This is a genomic window from Rhodoferax saidenbachensis (assembly GCF_031457975.1).
In the GTDB taxonomy this organism is placed as follows: Bacteria; Pseudomonadota; Gammaproteobacteria; order Burkholderiales; family Burkholderiaceae_C; genus Allorhodoferax; species Allorhodoferax saidenbachensis_A.
In genome coordinates this window covers 332,683-354,993 of sequence record NZ_JAVDXO010000002.1, presented here as the reverse complement: position 1 = coordinate 354,993, position 22,311 = coordinate 332,683, and the positions used below count along the sequence as shown (strand labels likewise).

Sequence of the window (22,311 nt, the reverse complement as noted above, 5' to 3'; positions counted from 1 at the left end):
CTTCATGCAGAATGGCGATCTTTCAGCGGGCGGCGTGCTTTTTGACAATAGCTGCTCTATACAATCGTTGCATTCTATTTGAAGGCCCTATAAGCTGTGACCGATACTAAAACTTGGATGTGCTTGATTTGCGGTTGGATCTATGACGAGGCCGCCGGCGCGCCCGACCACGGAATTGCAGCAGGAACCCTGTGGGCCGATGTGCCCATGAACTGGACTTGCCCCGAGTGCGGCGCGCGCAAGGAAGATTTTGAAATGGTGCAGATTTGATGCACTAGTACTGGAGCAACGCCCCTTGAGCACGACAGCACCCACTTTCAAAGTTCTGGTTATTGACGACAGCAACACCATTCGGCGCAGTGCAGAGATTTTTCTCAAGCAAGGTGGACACGAAGTGATGCTGGCTGAAGACGGTTTTGACGCGCTGGCCAAAGTCAACGACTACCAGCCGCACTTGATTTTTTGCGACATCCTGATGCCGCGTCTGGACGGTTACCAGACCTGCGCCATCATCAAACGCAACGCCAAGTTTTCTGGGGTTCCGGTGGTGATGCTGTCCTCCAAGGACGGGGTGTTTGACAAGGCGCGTGGTCGCATGGTCGGCGCGCAGGACTATTTGACAAAACCCTTTACCAAAGACCAATTGCTGCAGGCTGTGCAGCAGTTTGGGGCCGTATTGCAAGGAGCTATTTGATGGCAATAACTAAAGTACTGATCGTGGACGACTCGAAAACCGAGTTGATGTTTTTGACCGAACTGCTGCAGAAAAACGGTTTCACTGTGCGCTCTGCCGAGAACGCCGATGAGGCCTTCAAGCGCCTGGCCGAAGACAAGCCCCACCTGATTCTCATGGATGTGGTGATGCCGGGCCAAAACGGCTTCCAGCTCACCCGTGCCATCAACCGTACACCCGAATATTCCGAGATCCCCATCATCATCTGCACCAGCAAGAGCTTGGAGACAGACCGGGTATGGGGCATGCGCCAGGGCGCCAAGGACTACATCACCAAGCCGGTGGATGCCGCTGAGCTGTTCGCCAAAATCAAGGCTCTGGACTGATTCGCTCGCTCCATGGCCAACAGAGAAGCACTTCGAGAACTCCAAGCCCGTTTGGCGAGCCGCTTGCAAGCGGCCCGTTCCGAGGGCATGTCTGTGGCCTGGCTTGCGGTGCGGGCGGGGGGCAACAACTACCTATTCCCACTGGGTCAATCGGGTGAAATCGTCCCCGTAAGCCATTTGCAACCGGTGCCCTATGCACTGGACTGGTTTCGCGGGGTGCTCAACATCCGTGGCGGCCTGTTCGGTGTGGTGGATTTGGCTGCGTTTGTGACGGCCTGTGGTGCTGCCAAGCGCCTGGAGCCAGCGGTGGCCGAGCCCAGCGTGGTCACGATGAACGCCGCACTGGAAGTCAATTGCGCCTTGCAGGTCGATGTGTTGGCGGGGCTGCGTGGCCCGGACGCATTCACGGCTTCCAAACCGCCCGAAGCTGATGCCCCACCGTTTTTTGGCAACCAGTTTGTCGATTCGGCCGGCGAGCATTGGCAAGAAATCAATTTGCGTACTCTGTCCCTCAGTCCCCAGTTTTTGAGCATCAGCGCTTAGTTCACCCGTAAGGTCCCATCATGTCTGTTGTCGATCAATTAAAAAACCTGTTTTCCAAAAAGCCGCCAGAGTCCGAACTGGATTCGCGTCTGAGTTTGGCTATGCCGGACGCCACAGTGGACAGCGGGGGCAACGAAACCTTGCAAGAGTCGCCATCGCAAAACTCGCCACTGCAAGCCACGCCGGCTGAGCCTGCGAAAGACGTGCTTGCAGAACCGCAGGTGGACGAGGCTGACTTGGTATCCATTCCTGTATTGGGCCGGCGCACTGTGGGGCAACACCAGCGCACTTTGTCCATCTTGCTGGGTGTCGCGCTGGTTGTGCTCGGGGTGGTGGTGTTCGTTGTGCTGGGGCAATCTGAGCGCGTGGCTCAACAGCTAGGGGCGACTGGTCAATCGCTGATGCAGTCGCAACGCCTGGCGAAGTCGGTTTCCCAGGCCGTGGTGGGGAGTGCGCAGGCGTTTCCTGACGTGTCGGAAAGCGCGGGCATTTTGGGCAAATCGGTCAAAGGCTTGCAGGCCGGTGACGACGAAATGCGCATCAATGCGCTGGACGAAAATTACGCGCCTGAGCTGAATAAAGTTGCGCCGCTGGTTGAGCGTGCTGAAAAGAATGCCAAGGCTGTGATGGGCCAACAGAAGATGCTGACCCAGATTGGGTCAGCGCTGCGCTTGATTAACCGCCAGTCGTCTGACTTGTTGGAAATTGCCGAAACCGTGGCCTCCCTGAAGCTGCAACAAAACGCGCCAGCGGTGGAAATTTCTGCTGTTGGTCAGTTGGTGATGTTGACCCAGCGCATTGGCAAGTCGTCCAACGAGTTCTTGACCGCTGAGGGCGTGAGCCCTGAGGCTGTGTTCTTGCTGGGTAAAGATTTGAATACCTTCAAGGAAATCTCCGAAGCTCTGCTATCTGGCAGCACCGAGTTGCGCCTGACTGCCACTAAGGACCCCGCCACCCGCGAACAGTTGGAAGCGCTGATCAAGATGTACGAAGAAACCCGTGTGCAAGCCGGTGCCATTTTGGGCAACTTGCAGGGTCTGGTGTCTGCGCGTGAAGCGCAGGGTGCCATCATTGCGGACAGCGAACCGCTGCGTCGTAACCTGGAAGAGCTGCAGGCCAAGCTGTCTGGTCAAGCCGGTATCGGCGGTGCTTCTTTTGCCATCATGGTGGCTGCTGCGGCCTTTGCGCTGTTGTGCGCTGGTGGTCTAGCCCGTGTGCAGTTGCTGGACAGCCGAAAACGCCAGGTGATGGCCGAAGGTCAGCGTGTGGAGGCTGAGCATCAGGAGCAGGAAGCCAAGCGCGTGAACGACGCCAACCAGGCCGCCATTTTGCGACTGATGAACGAACTGCAAACTGTGGCTGAAGGCGATTTGACCCAGGAAGCCACGGTGACCGAAGACATTACCGGCGCTATTGCCGACTCGGTGAACTACACGGTGGAAGAACTGCGTTCGCTGGTATCCAACGTGCAAAACACGGCGGCACGGGTTGCGCAGACGACGGCCGATGTGGATGCCACGTCCACCGAGCTGCTGGCAGCCTCTAACGAACAACTGCACGAGATTCGTGAAACCGGTAAATCTGTAGTGGACATGGCGGGTCGAATCAACGAGGTATCCGCCCAGGCGCAAGAGTCTGCCGCGGTGGCGCGCCAATCGCTGCAAGCTGCCGAGTCTGGTCTGCAAGCCGTGCAAAACGCCATCGGCGGTATGAACTCCATCCGCGACCAGATCCAGGAAACTTCCAAGCGCATCAAACGCCTGGGTGAGTCTTCCCAAGAAATTGGTGAAATTACCGAGCTGATCTCGGACATTACCGAACAAACCAACGTGCTGGCCTTGAACGCTGCCATTCAGGCCGCGTCCGCCGGTGAAGCCGGTCGCGGCTTCTCGGTGGTGGCGGAAGAAGTGCAGCGTCTGGCTGAACGTTCTGCCGATGCGACGCGCCAGATTGCAGCGCTGGTGAAGGCGATTCAGACCGACACACAGGATGCCATTGGCGCTATGGAACGTTCCACCCAGGGTGTGGTGGAAGGAGCCAAGCTGTCCGACAACGCGGGTACGGCGCTGACCGAAATTGACCGTGTGTCACGCCGCGTGGCGGATCTGATTGAGCAGATTTCCAACTCCGCATCCCGCGAGGCCGGTCTGGCCAACGTGGTGGCCGACAACATCCAGCACATTTTTGCGGTGACTGAGCAAACCGGTGAAGGTACCCGCGCCACAGCCAACCAGGTGCGTGAACTGTCCCGCATGGCGGAAGAACTGCGCCAATCGGTGTCCCGATTCAAGATCGCCTGATAGGCCATGCTTCGCATTCACCCCGCCCCGTGAGATCCAGGAGAGCTTGAACCCATGTCATCGAACACAGCCGCTCCCGGCGACAACGAACTAGCGGTCAATGATCTTGGGCCTTTGGCCTGGGTGCTTGATGAGCTGCGCAAGTCACTAGACGGGGCGACGAAGGCGATGCGCCGGTTCGTGCGTGATGCCGAATTGGCTCGGGGCTCCGACCTGACGGAGCTGGATGCCAGCCACCTGCGTATTGCCCGTCAGCAGTTGCACCAAGCGGTGGGCGCGTTGGAGATGGTCGGGCTGGTGGCACCTGCCAAGTTTTTGCGTTCCATGGAGTCGCTTGCGCAAAAGTTCGTGCAGCGCCCTGAGTTGTGCAGCGATGACGCCGCCAACCGTATGGAGCGCGCCAGCTTTGCGCTGACGGAATATCTGGAAGGCGTACTCAAAGGCAAAACCGCATCCTCGGTGGCGCTATTCCCGCAGTACCGGGCTTTGCAAGAGCTGGCTGGCGCGGACCGCATTCATCCCGCAGACCTGTGGCCACCCGAGTGGCGCTGGGTGGCGATAGCCGCGCCTGCCGGTGTAGCGCCGCTGGCCTACGGTGCCGAAGTGCGCCGTGATATGGACCAAGCAGTGTTGCGGTTGGTCAAGAGCGGTGACCTCAGGGCTGCGCAGAAACTGCGCGATATCAGTCACGGTTTTGCCGCTGCGGCGACCGAACTTGAAACCAAAACCTTCTGGATGGTGTGTGCAGGCTACTTTGAGGCCATGGCCCAAGGCCTGTTCTCTGGTGATGTTTACACCAAGCGTGCCGCGTCGCGCATCCTGCAGCAGTATGTGGCCCTGGCCAAGGGTGGTGCGTCGGTCTCTGAACGCCTTGCCCAAGACTTGGTGTTTTTCTGCTCGCGGGCAACGCCCAAGGACGCAGCCTCTTCGCCAAGTTTGTTGGCTGTGCGCAATGCCTACGGCCTGACGCGGACCAAGCCGGTGGATTACGACACCGAGCAGTTCGGCCGGTTTGATCCTGCGCTGTTGGTTTTGGCGCGCAAGCGGATTGCCTCCGCGGCGGAGACTTGGTCGGCCTTGGCAGGTGGCGACACCAACCGTTTGAAGGCGGCGGGTGAGCAATTTGCAGCCGTGGCCGATGCGGTGGTGAAGCTGCACGCGGAAAGTGGTGATTTGGCCAAGGCGCTGTCCCGTGCCATTGAGGCTACGGTGCGTTCCGGTGCTGCTCCTGTACCCGCTGTGGCCATGGAAGTGGCTACTTCGGTGTTGTACCTGGAAGCAGCGTACGAGGATCTGGACCCCACGGACAGCCAGATGGCAGACCGCAGTGCCAGGCTTGCGCAGCGCCTTGAGCACGTCGGCGCTGGTGGCGATCCTGAGCCACTGGAGTCCTGGATGGAGGAGCTGTACCGCCGCGTCAGCGACCGCCAAACCATGGGCAGTGTGGTGGACGAATTGCGGACCAATCTGGCCGAAGTGGAAAAATCACTAGACCAGTTCTTCCGCGACCCTCGTGACAAATCGCCCCTGCGTGAAGTGCCCAGCCAGTTGGCGCAAATGCGTGGCGTGTTCTCGGTGCTGGGGCTGGACCAGCCCTCCATCGCCGCCATCCGTATGCGGGCCAGTGTGGAGCAGTTTCTGGTGGATGACATCGACGAAGCGACCGCCCGTACCGGAATTTTTGAGAAGATTGGTAGCAGCTTGGGGGCAATGGGCTTCCTCATCGACATGCTGAGCTACCAGCGCGCGCTGGCCAAGACCTTGTTTGTATACGACGAAGAGCTCGGTGAGTTCAAGCCCTTGATGGGTCGTGAGCGCGCAGCCGTGCAAGATGCCGCCCCTGTGCCGCAACCCGATGTGGCCTCTGATGTGGCTGCGCTCGAAATGTTGACGGCGGCCCCGCCTGCGGTGCCTGAAGTGGTTGCACCTCCCACCGTCGCCATCGCTGTGCCGGTGGTGGCTCCGGTCGCAGTTGCCGCTCCAAGTCCCGTTCCTGCAGAAGACGCTGACGACGACGCTGAGTTGCGCGACATCTTCCTGGAAGAAGCGCGCGAAGTGGTGCAAAACGGTTTGGCGGCAGTGGAGTCACTGCGTGCGGACCCTACCAACCTAGCCGAACAAACGACGTTACGCCGTGCTTTCCACACGCTCAAGGGCAGCTCGCGCATGGTCGGGCTGAATGAGTTTGGCGAGGCCGCCTGGTCGTTTGAGCAATTGCTCAATACCTCGCTGGCCGAGCAGCGCCCGGCTAGCGATGACTTGGTGTCCGTATCCGGTGACGCCATGCAGGCGTTTGGCCGCTGGGTAGAAGACATTGCCTCCGGGGCCGACGTTCCCTGGAGTGCCTCGGAGTTTCGCAAAACTGCGGAAGCGCTGCGCTTGCACAACACGCTGCAGCCCTTGCAAACACCCGGCGCTGAGCCAGCGGTGGACGCGCCTGTATTACCCGCAAGTGCTGGATTGCCACCCGAAGCAGAGCCAGAAGCTGCATGGCCAGACTTTGACTCCCCCCAGTTGTCCAACGGTCTGTCGCTGGATGCCAAGCCCGAACCACGACAGGCTGACTTCGCATCGACCCAGTTGTTCTCGGGGCTGGATGTGCAGGAGCCCGTTGCTGCTACGCCGCCGCCAGATTTTGTGTCGACGCAGATCTTCAGTTTTGACACCACGCAGGCATTTGAAGTACCCACCGCGAAGGCGGATGCGATGGACGCGCATGGTGGTACCGAAGTCAGTGAAGTCGATTTGGGCGACTTCGACTTTGGTAGCTTCGATGCGCCAGTGACCGCACCGGCGCAGCCTGCCGCCGAGGTGGCGGAAGTCCCTGTCGAGGAAGAAGTCGAGTCGGATTCTGGCCCAGACACCGTGATATCTGATCTGGTGGAACTGCCTGCAGAGCTGGCAGAAGAAGAGCCATTGCTCGAGTCGCCGCTCATGGAGCCCGACGATGGCATGAAGATCATTGGGCCATTGCGCCTGAGCATCCCGCTGTACAACGTCTACCTGAACGAGGCGGACGAGTGGTCGCGCCGCTTGCAGACTGAGCTTAGCGAATGGGCGCTGGAGTTGCCCAAGACAGTGCCAGACTCTGTGATTGCACTGTCGCATTCCTTGTTGGGCAGTTCCGCCACGGTCGGCTTTGTGGCCTTGTCTGACATGGCCCGTGCCCTGGAACAAGCCCTGCAGCATGTGCAATTGCACCGCCAGGGTTCTGCCGAACAGGCCGCCGTGTTCAATGACGCGGCAGAAGACATTCGCCGTTTGTTGCACCAATTTGCGGCCGGGTTCCTCAAGGACGCGGATGCTACGGTGCTGTCTGCCCTGCATGCGATCACGGAGACCGAATTCCCTGCGCCGGCTCTGGAAAGTGCATCGAACCAATCGTTGGACGATTCGGTGTTGGACGATCTGGATTCCCTGCTGGAAGAAGAGGCGCCGGCTCCTGCCCCCGTAGCTACGCCTGTGCAGGAACCTGTGTATGTGCCATCCCTGGGTGCGGCACCGCTGACTATTGTCGATGCCGAAGACGAAGACATCGACGCCGAGGATCACCTGGACGAGGATCTGCTGCCTATCTTTGAAGAAGAGGCGACAGAGCTCATGCCCCAGCTGGGTACGGCGCTGCGCCAGTGGGTAGCGCGCCCTGACAACATGGGCGCACGCAACGAAATTTTGCGGCTGCTGCATACGCTCAAGGGCAGCGCCCGTTTGGCTGGAGCCATGCGTCTGGGGGAAATGGCCCACCGCATGGAGTCTTCTATTGAGCAGGTTGGCACAGAGGCTTTGCAAGCCGTGCAGTTGGAGCCATTGCTGACGCGCTTTGACACGCTGCAGGCCGTGTTCGCGGCGCTGGGCAAACCAGAGGCAGAGGCTGAAGAAGCTCCTGCCTCCGTGCCGGAAGCAGACGATGCCGATGTGGAGGCCAGTGGCGATGCAGAGACTGCTGCGCCCGCGCCCTTGAAGATCAAGCCCGTGGTGCATACGCCGCTGACTGCTTTGCCCAAGGCCAGCAGCAACCAGTCGGTGCGCGTGCGCTCGCACCTGTTGGACCGCTTGGTCAACCAGGCGGGCGAGGTCATGATCACGCGTTCACGCATGGATGCGCGCTTGAACCAGTTGCGTTCATCACTGGGCGAACTCGGTGGAAACCTGGACCGTTTGCGCCAACAGCTGCGCGACGTGGAACTTCAGGCCGAGTCGCAGATGCAATCGCGCTTGGCGCAAACCAAAGATTCCGCGCAGTCCTTCGACCCGCTGGAGTTTGACCGCTTTACCCGCGTGCAGGAGTTGACCCGCATGATGGCCGAGTCGGTGAACGATGTGGCGACCGTGCAGCGCAATTTGCAGCGCTCGGTGGAAGGCACCGAAGACGATTTGATCGCCCAGGGCCGTCAGGCCCGCGAGCTGCAGCGCGATTTGCTGCGTACCCGCATGGTGGAGTTTGAAGGTATCTCAGACCGCCTGTATGGCGTGGTGCGCCAGGCCTCGAAGGATGCAGGCAAACAGGTCAAGCTGGACATTACCGGCGGCTCTATTGAGATGGACCGGGGTGTGCTGGACCGTATGGCCCCCGCGTTTGAGCACTTGCTGCGCAATGCGGTCGCCCATGGCATTGAGACGGCAGAGGCCCGTGCCGCTGCTGGCAAGCCTGCGGTAGGCACCATCAATATTCTGGTGCACCAGGAAAGCAACGACGTGTCCGTATCCTTCAGCGACGACGGCGGCGGCCTGCACTTGGACCGTATCCGTGCCAAAGCCATCGCCAATGGGGTGGTCACGGAGGATGCCGAGCTCAGCGACAGCGATGCAGCCAACCTGATCTTCATGCCGGGCTTCTCCACCGCCGACCAGGTGACCGAATTGGCGGGCCGTGGTATCGGGATGGATGTGGTGCGCTCCGAGGTGAATGCCTTGGGTGGCCGCATTGAAACCCAGACCGAGCCAGACAAGGGCACCACCTTCAAGCTGGTTTTGCCGCTGACTACCGCCGTGACGCAGGTGGTGATTCTGCGCATGGGCGAGTTCTCGGTGGGCGTACCTGCGAACATCATGGAAACGGTGCTGCGTGTTCCCGCCGACAAGCTGGAGCAGGCTTATACCGACCAGGCCTTTGACATGGCAGGGCAGGCCTTGCCATTCTTCTGGGCGGGCGCCTTGTTGCAGGTGTCTGCACGCAGCCACGAGCCCAAGAGCAAGACCATGCCGGTGGCGGTTTTCCGTAGCGCGGGCCAGCGCCTGGCCGTCCACGTGGACGAAGTGTTGGGCAATCGCGAAGTGGTGGTGAAGAATTTGGGCCCTCAGTTGGCGCGTTTGCCTGGTTTGGCCGGCATGTCCGTGCTGGCGTCTGGCGCCGTGGTACTGATCTACAACCCCGTGGCCTTGGCCGCGGTGTATGGCGAGCAGGCCCGCGCATTGGGCGCTGCGGTAGCCGATGAAGCCGCTGCAGGCGAAGGCACGTCGGTTGCGGAAGCCAGCAACTCTTCCATGATGGAAGCTGCGGACCAACTGCCGCTGGTGCTGGTGGTGGACGACTCCATCACCGTGCGCCGCGTGACGCAGCGCCTGCTCAAGCGCGAAGGCTACCGTGTGGCGCTGGCCAACGATGGCTTGCAAGCGCTGGAGCGTCTGCAGGAAGAAATTCCTGCCGTCGTGCTGTCCGATATTGAAATGCCGCGCATGGACGGTTTTGACTTGGCTCGCAACATCCGTGGCGATGACAAGCTCAAGCACCTGCCCATCATCATGATCACCTCGCGCATTGCGGAAAAACACCGTGAGCACGCACGTGATCTGGGTGTGGACCACTACCTGGGCAAGCCCTACAACGAAGACGAGTTGCTGGGCCTGGTGCGCAGCTACTGCAGCACTGCGCTAGCCGTCTGAGTCGGCTTTTTTGACGATGCCATAGCGTTGCAGCGTGCGTGCACGTGCGGTGGCATGGTCGACGATGGGCAGCGGGTAGTTCTCGCCCAGCGCGATACCTGCGGCATTCAGTTCCAGCGGCTTGGCTAGCCAGGGCGCGTGGATACTTTTGGCGCCCAAGGCTGCCAAGGTCGGCAGATAACGGCGAATGAACTTACCCTCGGCATCAAACTTTTCACTCTGCGTGATGGGGTTGAAGATGCGGAAGTAGGGTTGCGCATCGCAACCGCTAGAACTCACCCACTGCCAGCCGCCGTTGTTGGCCGACAGGTCGAAGTCGTTGAGCTGCTCGGCAAAGTAGCGCTCACCCCAACGCCAGTCCAAGCCCAGGTGTTTCACCAGAAAACTGCCGGTCACCATGCGCAGGCGGTTGTGCATATAGCCGGTCTGGTTCAGCTGCGCCATCGCCGCATCCACCAGTGGGTAGCCGGTTCGGCCCTGACACCAGGCGGCGTAGAGCAACTGCGCATGCTCCCCCTGTTCCCAGGCGATGTGGTCGTACTCGGGCTTGAAGGCTTGGGTGGCCACCTGTGGAAAATTCGCCAGGATCTGGAAGTAAAAATCGCGCCACACCAGCTCGCCCAGCCAGGTGGCCGCGCCAGGGCTGCCCTGTGCACAGTGCTCTTGGGCCAGGGCCACCAGCTGGCGTATCGACACCGTGCCAAAGCGCAGGTGTACGCTCAGGTAGCTAGGCCCTTTGACGGCCGGAAAGTCCCGGGTCTGGTCATAGCGGCCCATGCGGTCCACAAAATTGGCGAGTAGCTGCTGGGCGCCTGACTCTCCCGTGGGGATGCTGAGCTGCTGGAGGTTGGTAGCCTCGAAACCCAGTTCTGCCAGTGTGGGCACCGCCTTGGCATGGCCCGGTGGCTTGGCCACCAGCTTGTGCAGCAGCGCCGTGCTGTCGTTCTGCACCAATGGTGTCTGTTCCAGCCGTGCAAGCCACGCCCGCTTGTAGGGGGTGAACACGCCATAGGGCTTGGCCATTTGCGTGAGCACTTCGCGCTCTTCAAAAATCACATGGTCTTTGACAAGGACCAGCGTGGCATCCAGCGCGCGCAGGTTTTCGCGCACTTTGGCGTCCCGCGCCTGAGCTTGGGGTTCGTAGTCGCGCGCGGCGAACACCGCTTGCACGCCCAGCTCTTGCGCCAGCGCCGGAATGCAGGCCTCGGGGCGGCCTTGCAGCACGACCAGCTTGCCCGCGAGGTTGTTGTCCAGTTCCACCAAGGATTCGCGGATGAACTCTACCCGGCGGTCGGCGCGCGGCAGGGGTGCCAGGATGTCCTGGTCAAAAACAAAGGCACAAACCACGCGTTCGCACTGCTGCAAAGCGGTGTGCAGGGCGGTGTTGTTGTGCACGCGCAGGTCGCGGCGTAACCAGACCAGTCCGGTAGCGAATTGTGTTGGCATGGCACCCGTTAAAATCAAGATATGCCCGGCGATTCTGCACCCATCAATCTGACCAACCACTTTTTGATTGCGATGCCCGGCTTGGAGGACGCCATGTTCTCCAAAAGCGTGGTCTACGTGTGTGAACACACCGCCCGTGGGGCCTTGGGGCTGGTCATCAACAAGCCCTCTGATATCAACCTCGACGCCCTGTTTGACAAGATTGACCTGCCACTGACGCGTGCAGACCTCAATGGCAACCCCGTGTTCCAGGGCGGGCCCGTGCAGACTGAGCGCGGGTTTGTGCTCCACGAAGCCATCTGGGCGCTCGATGCCAAGCCTGAGCAAGCGCTCTACGCCTCCACCATGACGATTCCCGGCGGTTTGGAAATGACCACCTCCAAGGATGTGCTGGAAGCCATCTCCAGCGGGTCTGGCCCGCGCAAGGTGTTGGTGTCGCTGGGCTATTCCGCCTGGGGCGAAGGCCAGCTGGAGACCGAGTTGGGCGAAAACAGCTGGTTGACCGTAGACGCCGACCAAGCCATCATTTTTGACACGCCCGTAGAGCAGCGCTACGACAGGGCCCTGGCCTTGCTGGGCCTGCAGGCCTGGATGATCTCCACCCAAGCGGGGCACGCATGAACGCACCGGCTGCGATCGTGCCTGCGAACCTGACTACCTTCATTGCTTTTGATTTTGGGCTCAAGCGCACCGGCGTGGCCGTGGGCAACCGGCTGCTGAAGACCGCCCAGCCTCAAGGCTCGATTCACGCCGAAGGCAACGCCCGGTTTGACGGCGTGGCCGCCAAGCTCAAGGAATGGCAGCCTGATGCGATCGTGATTGGCGTGCCCTACCACCCTGATGGCGCGCCGCACGAGAGCACCACACGGGCCAAGAAATTTGGCCGCCAGCTGAATGGCCGCTTTGGCCTGCCGGTGTTTGAGGTGGACGAGCGCTACAGCACTACCGAAGCCATCAGCTCGGGCGCGAAGGATGCGGATGCGGCGTCGGCCTGCATCATCCTGGAACAGTTTTTGAGGAGTTTGACGTGAGTACATTGGCTTTAGATGCGGAGGCGCTGTACCGCGAGCTGCTGCGCGGTGTGCAGCAGTTGTGCAACGCCGATACCCGACTGGTGGGCATTACCTCGGGCGGCGCCTGGCTGGCCGAGCGCCTGCAGGCGGACCTGAAACTGCCGGGCAAGGCTGGGACGATTTCGTCGGCCATGCACCGCGACGACTTTGCCCAGCGTGGCCTGTCGTCGGGCGGGCAAACGCAGTTGCCGTTCGATGTGAATGGGGCGCAGATTTTGCTGCTGGACGATGTGCTCTACACCGGCCGCACGCTGCGCGCGGTGATCAACGAGCTGTTTGACTTTGGCCGCCCTGCCTCGGTGCAACTGGCGGTGCTGGTGGACCGTGGCGGCCGCCAGCTGCCCATACAACCCGACTTCGCCGCGGCGCGCGTGAGCGTGGCACCCACACAGTCGCTGGCGCTGGCGCGCAGCGACGCGGGCGTGTTCTCTTTCGACGTACAGGAAGCCTGACATGCTCTACAAACGCAACCCCCAACTCAACAAGCACGGCGAGCTGGTGCACCTGCTGTCGGTCGAAGGCCTGCCCAAAAGCATCCTCACCCACATCCTGGACACCGCGTCCAACTTCGTCTCCGTCAACGACCGCGAAGTGAAGAAGGTGCCCCTGCTGCGCGGCAAGAGCGTGTTCAACCTGTTCTTTGAAAACAGCACCCGCACCCGCACCACCTTCGAGATTGCCGCCACACGCCTCAGTGCCGACGTCATCAACCTCGACATCGCGCGCTCCAGCGCCTCCAAGGGTGAGTCGCTGCTAGACACGATTGCCAACCTGAGTGCCATGGCCGCCGACATGTTTGTGGTGCGCCACAGCGAGTCTGGCGCGCCCTACCTGATTGCCCAGCACGTGGCGCCCCATGTGCACGTGATCAACGCGGGCGATGGCCGCCATGCCCACCCCACGCAGGGTCTGTTGGACATGTACACCATCCGGCACTACAAGAAAGATTTTTCCAACCTCACCGTGGCCATCGTGGGCGATGTGCTGCACTCGCGTGTGGCGCGCTCGGACATCCATGCGCTGACCACACTGGGCTGTGCCGAGGTGCGCGTGGTGGGCCCCAAGACCCTGGTGCCGTCCGACATGGCGCAAATGGGCGTGCGCGTCTGCCACACGCTGGAAGAAGGCATCAAGGACTGCGACGTCATCATCATGCTGCGCCTGCAGAACGAACGCATGAGTGGCGCGCTGCTGCCGTCGATGCACGAGTTCTTCAAGAGCTTTGGCCTCACGCCCGAGAAGCTGCAACTGGCCAAGCCCGACGCCATCGTCATGCACCCCGGTCCCATCAACCGCGGCGTGGAGATTGACTCTGCGGTGGTGGATGGCAAACAAAGCGTGATCCTGCCGCAGGTGACCTTTGGTATCGCCGTGCGCATGGCGGTGATGAGCATCGTTGCCGGCAATGACGCCTGATGGCCGCAGACAGAAAGACTGACACCATGAATATTCTGATCAAAGGTGGCCGCGTGATTGACCCGGCTTCGTCGCTGGACACGCTGGCCGATGTGGCGATTGCTGACGGCAAGGTGCTGGCCATTGGTGCAGTGCCTGCAGGCTTTGTGGCCGAACAAACCGTGGACGCCACGGGCTGCGTGGTCGCCCCCGGCCTGGTGGATTTGTCCGTGCGCCTGCGCGAGCCCGGCCTGGAGCACGAAGGCATGCTGGCCTCGGAGTTGGCGGCTGCAGTGGCCGGTGGAGTCACCAGCGTGGTCTGCCCGCCAGATACCGACCCCGTGCTGGACGAGGCCGGTCTGGTGGAAATGCTGCGCTACCGCGCCGAGCGCCTCAATCAGGCGCGCGTGTTCCCCATGGGCGCGCTGACCCGCGGGCTCAAGGGCGAAGTGCTCACTGAAATGGTGGCGCTGACGGAAGCCGGCTGTGTGGCTTTTGGCCAAGCCGAGGTGCCCTTGGTCAATACCCAGGTGACCCAGCGCGCGCTGCAGTACGCCAGCACCTTTGGCTACAGCGTGTGGCTGCGCCCGCAGGAATACCACCTGGGCAAAGGCGTGGCCGCCAGCGGCCCGCTGGCCACACGCATGGGCCTGTCCGGCGTGCCGGTGGCAGCCGAGACGATTGCTTTGCACACCATCTTCGAGTTGGTGCGCTCCACCCAGGCGCGCGTGCACCTGTGCCGCATCAGCAGCGCCGCTGGCGTGGAACTGGTGCGCCAGGCCAAGGCCGAGGGCTTGCCCATCACCTGTGACGTGAGCATCAACTCGCTGCACCTGACCGATGTGGACATGGGCTACTTTGACAGCCGCATGCGTGTGAACCCGCCACTGCGCCAGCAGCGCGACCGCGACGCCCTGCGCGCCGCATTGGCCGACGGCACCATCGATGCCCTGGTGTCCGACCACACGCCGGTGGACGAAGACGCCAAGGCCCTGCCATTTGCCGAGAGCGAACCCGGTGCCACGGGGCTGGAGCTGCTGCTGAGCCTGTCGCTCAAGTGGGCGGGGGACCACCAGCTGGGCCTGTCACGGGCACTGGCCGTGGTGACCAGCGATGCCGCCAAAGTTTTGGGCGCAGAGCTGGGCAACCAGGTCGGGCGCCTCGCGGTGGGTGGCATGGCGGATGTGTGCGTGTTTGACCCGCAAGCCCCTTGGGTGGTGGAGCCCGCCGCATTGCGCAGCCAGGGCCGCCACACCCCGTTCAGCGGCTATGAGTTGCTGGGCCGTGTGCACACCACGCTGGTGGCCGGTCGCATCGCGTTTGCGGCCTAGCATGTACCGCGTCCTGGCCTGCTGGCGCTTCTTGCGCGTATTGGTCCACGTGTTGGTGGGGGCTTGGCGCATCCATTGGCTGTTCCCCAAGCTGACGCAACCCGAGCGTGATGCAGAAGTTCAGGCCTGGGCCCGCGCCATGCTTGCGCGACTAGCTATCAAATTGGTAGTAAATGGCACCCCGCCCGCCACTGGCCCCTTGCTGCTGGTGGCCAACCACATCTCGTGGCTGGACATCGTGGTCATGCACGCCGCGCGCCATTGCCGCTTTATCTCCAAGGCTGCGGTGCAGCACTGGCCCATCGTGGGCACGCTGGCCAATGGCGCGGGCACACTCTACATCGAACGCGAGTCCCGCCGCGACGCCATGCGCGTGGTGCACCACATGGCCGAGCGTCTGACCGCGGGCGATGTGCTGGCCGTGTTCCCCGAAGGCACCACGGGCGACGGCAGCACCGTGCAGCCATTCCACGCCAACATGCTGCAAGCCGCCATTTCGGCCCACGCCCCAGTGCTGCCAGTAGCCCTGCATTTCTCGGACGCGACCACAGGCCATGTGAGCTTTGCGCCTTGCTACATCGGTGACGACACTCTGCTCGATTCGCTGTGGCGCACGCTCAAGACGCAGAACCTGCAGGCCGTGGTGAGCTTTGGTACCGCGCAGACGGCGGACGGACGTGATCGCCGAGCTTGGTCCGCTGACCTGCGCCGAGCGGTGGTGGATTTGCGTGGCGACATTACGTTGAACGACAAGGTTTAAGAGGTAAATAGGCCTCTATCCCCCGTATTTATTGCGCTGGCAGCTCCTGTTTTTGTAGCAATCCGCCTGTGCCGCAGACGGGTCATCAAGCCGCTACCGCGTTGTCCATCAGTCGGGACAGGGCCGACTGCCTGGCCCGCAGGAACTTCCGCAGCAGCGCCGGGTACTCGGCATGCGCGGCTTGGCGTACTGAGGGGCGCTCTGCCAGCCGGTTGCGCCAGGCTTGTACCTTGGGCAGGCCATCGAAGAAGCCAAAGTCCTGGATGGCGTCAAACACCTCGAAGTAGCGAAACACGGGGCCAAACACGGCGTCCACCAGGCTGAAGCGGTTGCCCCCGAAATAGGGGCCGACGCCCAGCGCGTCTTCCAGCTGCTGCATGCGCTGGCGAATCTGCTGCACCTGCATTGCCAAAGCCCCCATGTCCTTGGCGTTGTAGAACGCGCCAATGGTGTTGAGTAGCGAAGAACCAAACTCCATCCAGGCCCGGTGCCGGGCACGCTTGAGGGGTGCTTCCGGGTGCAGGCGTGGAGCCGTGGTCTCGTCCAGAAACTCGCAGAGCACGGCTGATTCAAAGATGGCCTCATCGTCGACCAGCAGCACCGGCGTCTTGCCCAGAGGCGAGATGCGCAAGAACCAGTCGGGCTTGTTGGCCAAGTCGATGTCGCGGCGCTCGAACGCCAGGTTCTTCTCGGCCAGCACGATGGCGGCGCGCTGCACATAGGGACACAGGGTGTGCGATATCAGGACGAAGGGCGGTTGCATGGCAACTCCAAATGCAGTGGGTAGGCCGCGACTGTAGTATTGTGAAAGTGCAATGAAAATAGGCATGAGTGCATTCAATGATTGCAAAGACGCAATACAGTGTCAGCGCGGCTGACCTGGAGGTCATCCTGGCCATGCTGCGCGCGGCCAACCTGGCGGGGGCAGGGGAGCGGCTGGGCGTGGATGCGTCCACGGTGTTCCGCTCCATCCGCCGCATCGAGCGCGGCCTGGGCCAGCGCCTGTTTGAGCGCTCCCGCGCTGGCTATGCGCCGTCGGAGCTGGCGCAATCGCTGGCCGAGCATGCGGAGCAGGTGGAGGCCCAGCTGGAGCGCGCGCGGTCCGCGGCGCAGGCTACGCCGGAGCTGGTGTCGGGCATGGTCCGCATCACCACCACGGATACGCTGCTGCACGGCCTGATTGCGCCCGCGCTCAAGACGCTAGCCACGCTCCACCCGCTGCTAACGTATGAGCTGCACGCGGGCAATGAACTCACCAGCCTGACGCGGCGCGACGCCGACATTGCGGTGCGGGCGACCAAGCGCCCGCCCCAGCACCTGGTCGGCAAGCACGTGGGCCCCATCCGCGTGGCGCTGTATGGCGCCAAGAAGGGCCCGGCGCGCAACTATGGTGATGTGGAGGCTGGCAAGGCGTCATGGATCGGGCCCGACGATGGCTTGCCCGAACACCCCTCCGTGGTCTGGCGCAAACGGCACTTTCCCAAGGTGATGCCGCGCTACCGCGTGGGCAGCATCCTGACCGTGATGGAATTGGTGGCCGCGGGCCTGGGCGTTGGCGTGCTGCCGCTGTTTCTGGCGCAGACTCGGTCCGATCTGGTACAGCTGACCGAACCGCTCGATGAATGCCAGACCGAACTTTGGCTGCTCACGCATCCCGAATCACGGCATCTGCGGCGGGTGTCTGCGGTGTTCCGCCATCTGGGCGAAACCGTGTCGCTTTGAGGGAGAAGGGGGCTGCCAATCGTGATGGGGTTGGCGTTACCACGCTAAGTTCACCCGTTCAGGGGATGGTCAGGAGGGTGAAGGGCAGTGAGAATTGGGCGGTTATCGTCATGAACGCGGGATAAAAAAACTTTTTCAATGCGAATAGAACAGCCTATCTTCCCTCTCTCAATTGCTGCCTTCGAGGCTGCCTTGCGGACGGGTCACGGTCGGGCGATGCAGCAAGTCTATGGCTATGGATTGGGTGGACTGGCGGCCAATATCGTGGCAGCGTGCGTGTCGTGCTTGACCTACGATCCTCAGTGCGAGGCGGAGCGGGCGCCATGGCTGTTCTCGATCATCGAACGTGCGAAGCTCAATACGAAGGTGGTGCAGGCGATTGAAGCAACAGTCCAGGAGCCGACACCCGAGAATCATCGCGACATGTATCAACGCAGCGCGATCCTGAAAGAGCTTGCCGCCGCTGGCTCAAACGAAGCGAGACGCGTGTTGTATTCGTCGCTGGTGCGCTTGTCTGGTACGTCGGACGTGATCGCTGCCGAACAAATTGTGGCCCTAGACGGCATGGAAGGACTGATGCGCGTCGCCCGCCAGCTCGGACGTTGGTTGCAGGCCGATCCTGACTTCTGGGTTGATGATTGGCTCAGTGCGCAGTTCGATGCATCCAATGGTAGTGAGGGAGGACTTGCGGCGCTGGAACGCGAGGCCCAGGTCGATCCGGATGTCGCTAGTTACCTTGCGGGCATGCGCAGAACGCTGGAGAGCCAGAGCGGCTCATCTAGTCATTTCGGCGCCGCCGCCTACACCGGCGCCGAGATCGTTGAGCACGTCAAAAAGAACCCGAAGGATCAGTGTCATTGGTTCCGGCGGTGGGGCGCGCAAGCGTCTAGCGACCAGCGCGAAATGGTTTTCGCGGCGCTGCTGGCGTCGGACGAGCCCGAGCATGTGAAGCGTCTGTTCAGATGCTTTACGAAGACGGGCGTCCCGAGATTCGATAACCGTCTGCTCCGATGGATTGCCGATCCCGACGAGCTGGTTCGGTGGGCGGCTGTGCGAGCCATGGCGCCGACCAAGCAAATTGAGTTGCGGCAAGCCGCCTTGCGTCTGATTGCTGATGGCGACATGGCGAACGGCATTACCCTCCTTGTGAACAACTTTGAAGCGAACGACTTCGCGTTGTGCGCCGGGCATCTGAAAGCGCTCGACGACGCGGACGAAGCCCACCATCTCGTCGGGGAACTGCTGGACTTGTGCGAAGCACACAAGGGCATGGATGCGCTTGAATGCCTGCTTTATGTGTATGAGCTTTCGCCATGCTCTACTTGTCGTAGGCGGGCCGTGGAACTATTGATTGACGCAGACACCGCCCCGGCTTGGGTGCTGGCAGAGTCAGCGTTCGACGCCGATCCTGATACAAGAGCGCTCGTCGGCGCTGGCCAGCCCGCACCGGATTCCTAGGTAGCTTCTGCACTTTCTAACCTGTCAGGCTCATACGCCGCAATCGCCCTAAGCGACCAGCTCTTTGCCCAATACTCCGAGGTGCTTCGGGTGAATCGGCTTCGGCCTCGGTGTCGGCTGCCTTCACTTGGCGCGCGACGAACGCCTCGGCGAAGCCGCGCTGCCGTGTCTGGCGCTGGTGGGGCTGATCCCAGTGATGATGCCCAGTCGGACACTACGCAGCAGAGTTTGAGGGATAAGTTGGTCTTGAGCCCCCGTATTCATTGCGTTGGAAGCTATGAATTAGATAGCAATATGGGAGAAGGCTGGTGCCTTCGACAGGAATCGAACCTGTATCTGCCCCTTAGGAGGGGGCCGTTCTATCCATTGAACTACGAAGACCAGCGAGCGGCGATTGTAAGGGCCGCGGTTCGCGCTACTTGGTCAGCTGCCGCATGGCCTCTTCCAAACCTTTGAGGGTCAGCGGGTACATCTTGTTGTGCATCAGCTGCTGGATCACGCTGATGCTCTGGCGGTACTGCCACACGCCCTGCGGCTCAGGGTTGATCCAGGCGAACTTGGGGAAGGTGCTGGTCAGGCGCTGCAGCCATTCGGCGCCGGCCTCTTCGTTGTTGTATTCCACACTGCCACCGGGCTGCAGAATCTCGTAGGGGCTCATGGTCGCGTCGCCCACAAAGATCAGCTTGTAGTCTTTGTTGTACTTGCGCAGGATGTCCCAGGTGGCGAACTTCTCGGCAAAGCGGCGGCGGTTGTTCTTCCACATGTAGTCGTACACGCAGTTGTGGAAGTAATAAAACTCCAGGTGCTTGAACTCGGTCTTGGCCGCGCTGAACAGTTCTTCCACGCGCGCGATGTGTTCGTCCATGGTGCCGCCCACATCCATCAGCAGCAGCACCTTCACATTGTTGTGGCGCTCGGGCCGCATCTTGATGTCCAGGTAGCCCGCATTGGCCGCCGTTTTGCTGATGGTTTCGTCCAGGTCCAGCTCGTCCTCATGGCCCTCGCGCGCGAACTTGCGGAGGCGGCGCAGTGCCACCTTGATGTTGCGCGTGCCCAGTTCCTGGGTGTCGTCGTAATCCTTGTAGGCGCGCTGGTCCCACACCTTCACCGCACTCTTGTTACGGCCTTTGTCCTGCCCGATGCGGATGCCCTGTGGGTTGTAGCCGTTGGCGCCAAACGGGCTGGTGCCGCCTGTGCCTATCCACTTGCTGCCGCCCTCGTGGCGTTCCTTCTGCTCTTCAGAGCGCTTTTTGAGCGTTTCCATCAGCTCGTCCCAGCCCATCTTTTCGATCTTGGCCTTGTCTTCTGGGCTGAGGTTGAGCTCCAGATTCTTGCGCAGCCATTCCAGCGGAATGTCCTTGGTGAAATCCGCAATCATCTCCACGCCCTTGAAGTAGGCGGCAAAGGCGCGGTCGAACTTGTCGTAGTGCTTCTCGTCCTTCACCAGCGTGGTGCGGCTCAGGTAGTAGAAGTCATCAATCTTGTAGCCGCTGGGCTCAGTGTCGTCGTCAGGCTGCGCGGCGTTGGGCCCCACCACGCCTTTTTGCAAGGCTTCCAGCAGAGTCAGGTATTCCTTGACCGAAACCGGCAGCTTGGCGGAGCGCAGGGTGTAGAAAAAGTCCAGCAGCATGGCGGGCTCCTTGTGCGCGTCAGGTGCGCGGCTTGTCCAGCAAATACAGCAGCTGCGCCTTGGCCTCGGGCCATTCGCCGCTGCGCATGCTGTACATCACGGTGTCGCGGATGGTGCCGTCGCGGCGCAGTGCGTGGCCGCGGATGATGCCGTCTTTCTTCGCACCCAGGCGCTCAATGGCGGCTTGGGATGCGAAGTTGAAGTTGTCGGTGCGCCAGCCCACCACGTGGCAGCCCAGCGTTTCGAACGCATGGGTCAGCAACAGCAGCTTGGCGGTGGTGTTGACATGGCTGCGCTGGCTGCTTTTGCCATACCAGGTGTAGCCAATTTCCACGCGCTTCACGGCGGGCAGGATGTCGTGGTAACTGCTGCTGCCCAGCACGCGTCCGGTGGCCTCGTCGGTCACAGCGAAGGCAAAGCGGTTGCCAGCCTCTCGCATAGCCAACGCGTCTTCGATGTACTTGCGGGTTTGCTCGGGTTCGGGCACCGAGGTGATGCGCAGAGTCCACAGCTCGCCATCGGCAGCGGCGGCGCGCAGGCCGGCTTCATGCTCCAGGCCCAGCGGGACCAGCTTCACGCCGCGGGCGGCCAGGGTGACGGGTTCTACAAATGCCATGCGGGTCTACTCCTTGTTGCTGTTCTGGCGACTGCGCCAGCGGCGAGCCAACTGCAGGCCCAGGCCGCCGCCAAAGCCCACCAGCACAATGCCGCCAATGCTGGCATTGCCATAGCCCGGTGCAAAGATGTCCCAGCCGATCAGGCGGCCTATCCAGAAGCCCAGCAGCGCACCGCCGACAAAGCCCACGGCGTCGGACACGCCTTCGATCAAAGGATTGTTTTTCATGCGCGGCTTAGCGGTTGTTGCGTTGCATGAACATCAGCTTCTCGAACAGCGTGGTGTCCTGTTCGTTCTTCAGCAGCGCACCCACCAGTGGGGGCACCGCCATCTTGTCGTCCTTGGTCTGCAAGGCTTCGGCCGGAATGTCTTCGGCCAGCAGCAGTTTCAGCCAGTCCAGCAGTTCGCTGGTGGAGGGCTTTTTCTTCAGGCCGGGCAGGTTGCGCACTTCAAAGAAGGTCTTCATGGCCGCGGCCAGCAGCTCTTTCTTCAGGCCAGGGAAGTGCACTTCCACAATGCTTTGCATGGTCGTGGCGTCGGGGAATTTGATGTAGTGGAAGAAGCAGCGACGCAAGAAGGCGTCGGGCAGTTCTTTCTCGTTGTTGGACGTGATGAACACCAGTGGGCGGTGCTTGGCCTTGATCAGTTCACGCGTTTCGTAGCAGTAAAACTCCATGCGGTCGATTTCGCGCAGCAGGTCGTTGGGGAACTCGATGTCGGCCTTGTCGATCTCGTCGATCAAGAGCGCAACGGGCTTGTCGGCGGTAAAGGCCTGCCACAGCACGCCCTTGATGATGTAGTTGTGGATGTCCTTGACGCGTTCGCCGCCGTCGATGTCGGACAGCTGCGAGTCGCGCAGACGACTCACGGCGTCGTACTCGTACAGGCCTTGCTGCGCCTTGGTGGTCGACTTGATATGCCACTGCAGCAGGGGCATGTCCAGCGCCTGCGCCACTTCCTCGGCCAGCATGGTTTTGCCGGTACCGGGCTCACCCTTCACCAGCAGCGGGCGCTGCAGCGTGATGGCCGCGTTGACCGACAACATCAGGTCCTGGGTAGCGACGTAGTTCTTGGTTCCGTGGAATTTCATGGCGT

At 61.4% G+C, this 22,311-nt stretch carries 20 protein-coding genes and 1 tRNA gene; 14 read left to right on the top strand and 7 right to left on the bottom strand.

Annotation, left to right across the window (positions count from 1 at the left end):
- Positions 1-96 precede the first annotated feature (96 nt).
- Genes J2X15_RS05815 through J2X15_RS05790 form a run of 6 tightly spaced genes read left to right on the top strand, consistent with a single transcriptional unit; the run spans position 97 to position 9,785 of the window.
- On the top strand, positions 97-270 hold the full coding sequence (locus J2X15_RS05815; RefSeq protein WP_310340221.1) for a rubredoxin: 174 nt from the start codon (positions 97-99) through the stop codon (positions 268-270).
- 25 nt (positions 271-295) lie between these two features.
- Positions 296-694 (top strand): response regulator, encoded by a 399-nt coding sequence (locus J2X15_RS05810; protein ID WP_310340220.1) that lies wholly within the window; start codon positions 296-298, stop codon positions 692-694.
- Positions 694-1,059 carry a response regulator gene (locus J2X15_RS05805; RefSeq protein ID WP_310340219.1) on the top strand — a complete coding sequence of 122 codons (366 nt, stop codon included), beginning with the start codon at positions 694-696 and terminating at the stop codon, positions 1,057-1,059. Before J2X15_RS05810 ends, J2X15_RS05805 begins: the two co-directional genes overlap by 1 nt.
- A 12-nt stretch (positions 1,060-1,071) precedes the next feature.
- Positions 1,072-1,602, top strand: coding sequence for a chemotaxis protein CheW (locus J2X15_RS05800; protein ID WP_310340217.1), 531 nt, complete (start codon positions 1,072-1,074; stop codon positions 1,600-1,602).
- 20 nt (positions 1,603-1,622) lie between these two features.
- Positions 1,623-3,902 (top strand): methyl-accepting chemotaxis protein, encoded by a 2,280-nt coding sequence (locus tag J2X15_RS05795; RefSeq protein ID WP_310340214.1) that lies wholly within the window; start codon positions 1,623-1,625, stop codon positions 3,900-3,902.
- A 54-nt stretch (positions 3,903-3,956) separates the two neighbouring features.
- Positions 3,957-9,785, top strand: a complete 5,829-nt coding sequence (locus J2X15_RS05790) for a hybrid sensor histidine kinase/response regulator (RefSeq protein ID WP_310340211.1) — start codon at positions 3,957-3,959, stop codon at positions 9,783-9,785.
- Here the strand turns inward: J2X15_RS05790 and J2X15_RS05785 are convergent.
- The gene (locus J2X15_RS05785) at positions 9,774-11,231 is read right to left on the bottom strand and encodes a cryptochrome/photolyase family protein (protein ID WP_310340209.1); all 1,458 of its coding nucleotides are present in this window, start codon (positions 11,229-11,231) and stop codon (positions 9,774-9,776) included. The two genes, J2X15_RS05790 and J2X15_RS05785, sit on opposite strands and share 12 nt — an antisense overlap.
- A gap of 21 nt (positions 11,232-11,252) precedes the next feature.
- Between J2X15_RS05785 and J2X15_RS05780 the strand changes: the two genes are divergently transcribed.
- The 6 genes from J2X15_RS05780 to J2X15_RS05755 are packed head-to-tail and all read left to right on the top strand — an operon-like array spanning position 11,253 to position 15,790.
- Positions 11,253-11,852 (top strand): YqgE/AlgH family protein, encoded by a 600-nt coding sequence (locus tag J2X15_RS05780; protein ID WP_310340208.1) that lies wholly within the window; start codon positions 11,253-11,255, stop codon positions 11,850-11,852.
- Entirely contained in the window at positions 11,849-12,262 is a 414-nt protein-coding gene (ruvX, locus tag J2X15_RS05775) for a Holliday junction resolvase RuvX (RefSeq protein WP_310340205.1), read from the top strand. The genes J2X15_RS05780 and ruvX overlap by 4 nt, the downstream gene beginning before the upstream one ends.
- On the top strand, positions 12,259-12,756 hold the full coding sequence (gene pyrR / locus J2X15_RS05770; RefSeq protein WP_310340202.1) for a bifunctional pyr operon transcriptional regulator/uracil phosphoribosyltransferase PyrR: 498 nt from the start codon (positions 12,259-12,261) through the stop codon (positions 12,754-12,756). The genes ruvX and pyrR overlap by 4 nt, the downstream gene beginning before the upstream one ends.
- A gap of 1 nt (position 12,757) precedes the next feature.
- Positions 12,758-13,720 carry an aspartate carbamoyltransferase catalytic subunit gene (locus J2X15_RS05765; RefSeq protein ID WP_310340200.1) on the top strand — a complete coding sequence of 321 codons (963 nt, stop codon included), beginning with the start codon at positions 12,758-12,760 and terminating at the stop codon, positions 13,718-13,720.
- Positions 13,721-13,746: 26 nt separating this feature from the next.
- Positions 13,747-15,030 (top strand): dihydroorotase, encoded by a 1,284-nt coding sequence (locus tag J2X15_RS05760; protein WP_310340198.1) that lies wholly within the window; start codon positions 13,747-13,749, stop codon positions 15,028-15,030.
- Position 15,031: 1 nt separating this feature from the next.
- Complete coding sequence (locus J2X15_RS05755) at positions 15,032-15,790, top strand: lysophospholipid acyltransferase family protein (protein ID WP_310340195.1); 759 nt, start codon at positions 15,032-15,034, stop codon at positions 15,788-15,790.
- An 85-nt stretch (positions 15,791-15,875) separates the two neighbouring features.
- Here J2X15_RS05755 and J2X15_RS05750 read toward each other — a convergent pair whose 3' ends face one another.
- A complete protein-coding gene (locus tag J2X15_RS05750) occupies positions 15,876-16,553 on the bottom strand; it encodes a glutathione S-transferase family protein (RefSeq protein ID WP_310340192.1) in 678 nt (225 codons plus the stop codon).
- A 77-nt stretch (positions 16,554-16,630) separates the two neighbouring features.
- Between J2X15_RS05750 and J2X15_RS05745 the strand changes: the two genes are divergently transcribed.
- Positions 16,631-17,512: a LysR family transcriptional regulator gene (locus J2X15_RS05745; protein WP_310340189.1), complete on the top strand. Its 882-nt coding sequence runs from the start codon at positions 16,631-16,633 to the stop codon at positions 17,510-17,512.
- 216 nt (positions 17,513-17,728) lie between these two features.
- Complete coding sequence (locus tag J2X15_RS05740) at positions 17,729-18,970, top strand: hypothetical protein (protein ID WP_310340187.1); 1,242 nt, start codon at positions 17,729-17,731, stop codon at positions 18,968-18,970.
- 306 nt (positions 18,971-19,276) lie between these two features.
- Here the strand turns inward: J2X15_RS05740 and J2X15_RS05735 are convergent.
- From J2X15_RS05735 to J2X15_RS05715, 5 genes are all read right to left on the bottom strand, one after another.
- Positions 19,277-19,351, bottom strand: a tRNA-Arg gene (locus J2X15_RS05735).
- A gap of 34 nt (positions 19,352-19,385) precedes the next feature.
- Positions 19,386-20,600 (bottom strand): vWA domain-containing protein, encoded by a 1,215-nt coding sequence (locus J2X15_RS05730; protein ID WP_310340185.1) that lies wholly within the window; start codon positions 20,598-20,600, stop codon positions 19,386-19,388.
- 19 nt (positions 20,601-20,619) lie between these two features.
- A complete protein-coding gene (locus J2X15_RS05725) occupies positions 20,620-21,216 on the bottom strand; it encodes a GNAT family N-acetyltransferase (protein WP_310340183.1) in 597 nt (198 codons plus the stop codon).
- Positions 21,217-21,222: 6 nt separating this feature from the next.
- Positions 21,223-21,444 (bottom strand): hypothetical protein, encoded by a 222-nt coding sequence (locus J2X15_RS05720; protein ID WP_310340181.1) that lies wholly within the window; start codon positions 21,442-21,444, stop codon positions 21,223-21,225.
- A gap of 7 nt (positions 21,445-21,451) precedes the next feature.
- On the bottom strand, positions 21,452-22,306 hold the full coding sequence (locus J2X15_RS05715) for an AAA family ATPase (RefSeq protein ID WP_310340179.1): 855 nt from the start codon (positions 22,304-22,306) through the stop codon (positions 21,452-21,454).
- Positions 22,307-22,311 lie beyond the last annotated feature (5 nt).